Genomic DNA, 2565 nt, shown 5'->3' on the forward strand with positions numbered 1-2565 from the left:
GCGCCGCCCGCGAGCGCGGCGACGACCTCGCCGACCACGGCGCTGCCGCCGAGGCCCGCGACGAGCACCGAGCGGGGCCGGCCGTCCTCGCGCACCCGCCCGAGGTCGTGCTCCTCGGCCAGCGAGGCCCGGACCTGCGCCCCGGAGCTGGCCAGCACCCGCAGCGACCCGTCGGCGTCGACCTCGCCGAGCGCGTCCGCGTCGTCCAGCAGGGCCTCGTCGAGCACGGGGATCAGCCCTCCGCGGCCGGAGGGAGGACGCCCTCGTCGACGAGGAGGACCGGGACGCCGCGGTCGAACCGGTACGTCCGCCGGCAGCCGTCGCCGCCCTCGGGCGCCTCCCCGCTGCAGCGCAGCGCCGGGGCCCCGTCGTCGCCGGTGACGTCGAGCAGCGTGCTGCGGCAGGCGGGGCAGCGCAGGATCTCGCGGAGCCAGGGCTCGACCGGGGTGCTCATCCGTGACCTCCGAGGGGGCTCAGCCGGCCCTGACGACCGACAGGACGTGGTCCCGGACCCGGACCATGGTGGCCTCGTCCGCCGCCTCGACGTTGAGGCGCAGCAGCGGCTCGGTGTTGGACGAGCGCAGGTTGAACCACCAGGAGCCGTCGGTGGCGGACACCGTGACCCCGTCCAGGTGGTCGAGCTCGACGGGGTCGGGGCCGGCCTGGACGTCGGCGAGCACGCGGGCGGTGGCGTCGGCCGCGTCGGCGACGGTCGAGTTGACCTCGCCGCTGCGCGCGTAGCGGGCGTAGTCCTGCACCAGCGCCGACAGCGTCGTGCCCTCGGGCGTGCGGCCCAGCGCGGCCAGCACGTGCAGGGCGGCGAGCATGCCGGAGTCGGCGCCGTAGAAGTCGCGGAAGTAGAAGTGCGCGGAGTGCTCGCCCCCGAACACCGCGCCCGTGCTCGCCATCTCGGCCTTGATGTAGGAGTGGCCGACCCGGGTGCGCACCGCGCGGCCGCCCGCGGCCTCGACGACGTCGGGCACGGCACGGGAGGTGATGAGGTTGTAGAGGACGACGGGGACGTCCTCGCCGCCCTGCCGGGCGCGGGCGATCTCCAGCTCGGCGACCAGCGCGGTCACGGTGCTGGGGTCGACGACCTCGCCGCGCTCGTCGATGACGAAGCAGCGGTCGGCGTCGCCGTCCATGGCCAGGCCCAGGTCGGCGCCGTGCTCGCGGACGGCCGCCTGCAGGTCCACCAGCGTCGACAGGTCCAGGGGGTTGGCGTCGTGGTTGGGGAAGGTGCCGTCCAGCTCGAAGTACAGCGGCAGCACCTCCAGCGGGAGCGCGGGCAGCCCGGCGGCGTCGCCGAGCACGGCGGGGACCGTCATGCCGCCCATGCCGTTGCCGGCGTCGACGACCACGCGCAGCGGGCGGCCGTCGAGCGGGACGAGCGAGCGCAGGTGGCTGCTGTAGGCGGCGAGGCTGTCGTCGGTGGAGACCGACCCGCCGGTGCCGGTGGCCGGCTCGGTGCCGCCGGTGAGGATGGCGACCGCGAGGTCGCGGACCCCGGCCAGGCCGGTGTCCAGGCTCACGGGACGGGCACCGCGGCGGCACAGCTTGAGGCCGTTGTACCGGGCGGGGTTGTGGCTCGCGGTGAACATGACCCCCGCGGCGTCGCGGGAGCCCGAGGCGAAGTACAGCTGGTCGGTCGAGGTGAGGCCCAGGACGGTGACCACGGCCCCGGCCTCGGCGGCGCCCTCGGCGAAGGCCTGGGCGAGCTCCGGCGAGGAGGGGCGCATGTCGTACCCGACGGCCAGGCGGGGCTCGCCGCCCTCGGCCTCGGGCAGGACGACCAGCGTCGCGAACGCGGACCCCAGGGCCCGGCAGCTCTCCGCGTCGATCTGCTCGCCGACGACGCCTCTGACGTCGTAGGCCTTGACGATGTCCAGCAGGGGGTGGCTCACGGCCCCCACCCTAGGGGGGCCACGGCTACCGCTGCGGAGCCCGCCCGACGCCTCAGCGGCGGGCGGTGCGCTGGAGGACCTCGGCGACGGGGACGTCGGCGCCGGCCTCCTCCCAGCGGCGGTGCTCGCAGTGGTGGCAGGAGACGAAGTCCACGGTGCCGCCGTCGCTGAGGTTCATCGACAGGCGGGTGAGGCGGGTGCTGCCGCAGGAGACGCAGCCGCCCGGCGCGCGGTGCTCGCGCTGGGTGAGCGAGCCCAGGGGCAGGGTCTCCTCGGGGCGGGTGCGGCGCTGGCGGGGCGTCGTCGCGGGGCCGGCGGTCCGGGCGGTGCGGGTCGTGGCGCTCATCGTGCTACCTCCAGGTCGTGGTGTGACAACGGTGTCGGCCACGACGCCCGAGACCTTGAACGCCCGGGCGTGTCGCGACATACCGGACATCCAGGTCACACCTGCAGCAAGGATGACGGACCGGGCAGCCGCCAGCCGGAGGACGAGGAGCGGCGGGGTCAGCCGTCGTCGCGGGAGCCGTCGTACACGGCGTCCCCGGGGCGCTCGCGGGGCTCGCTGTCCACCACGGGGCCCAGCACGCGCAGGTGGCCGCGGCGGCCCACGCCGCGCACGGGCGGCTCCGGCAGCAGGCCGGCCCGGTCCCCCGACGTCGCC

Annotated in this window: 3 protein-coding genes and 1 pseudogene; all 4 read right to left on the minus strand. The window is 76.1% G+C overall.

Annotated features, from left to right (window positions below; genetic code table 11):
- Positions 1-227: pseudogene (locus WCS02_RS19565) on the minus strand (SIS domain-containing protein); the annotation flags it as partial.
- 5 nt (positions 228-232) lie between these two features.
- Complete coding sequence (locus WCS02_RS19570) at positions 233-454, minus strand: Trm112 family protein (protein WP_340295954.1); 222 nt, start codon at positions 452-454, stop codon at positions 233-235.
- 19 nt (positions 455-473) lie between these two features.
- Positions 474-1913, minus strand: coding sequence for a phosphomannomutase/phosphoglucomutase (locus WCS02_RS19575; protein ID WP_340295955.1), 1440 nt, complete (start codon positions 1911-1913; stop codon positions 474-476).
- Between the two features lie 43 nt (positions 1914-1956).
- Positions 1957-2250, minus strand: coding sequence for a hypothetical protein (locus WCS02_RS19580; protein WP_340295956.1), 294 nt, complete (start codon positions 2248-2250; stop codon positions 1957-1959).
- Positions 2251-2565 lie beyond the last annotated feature (315 nt).

Source organism: Aquipuribacter hungaricus, from assembly GCF_037860755.1.
In the GTDB taxonomy this organism is placed as follows: Bacteria; Actinomycetota; Actinomycetes; order Actinomycetales; family JBBAYJ01; genus Aquipuribacter; species Aquipuribacter hungaricus.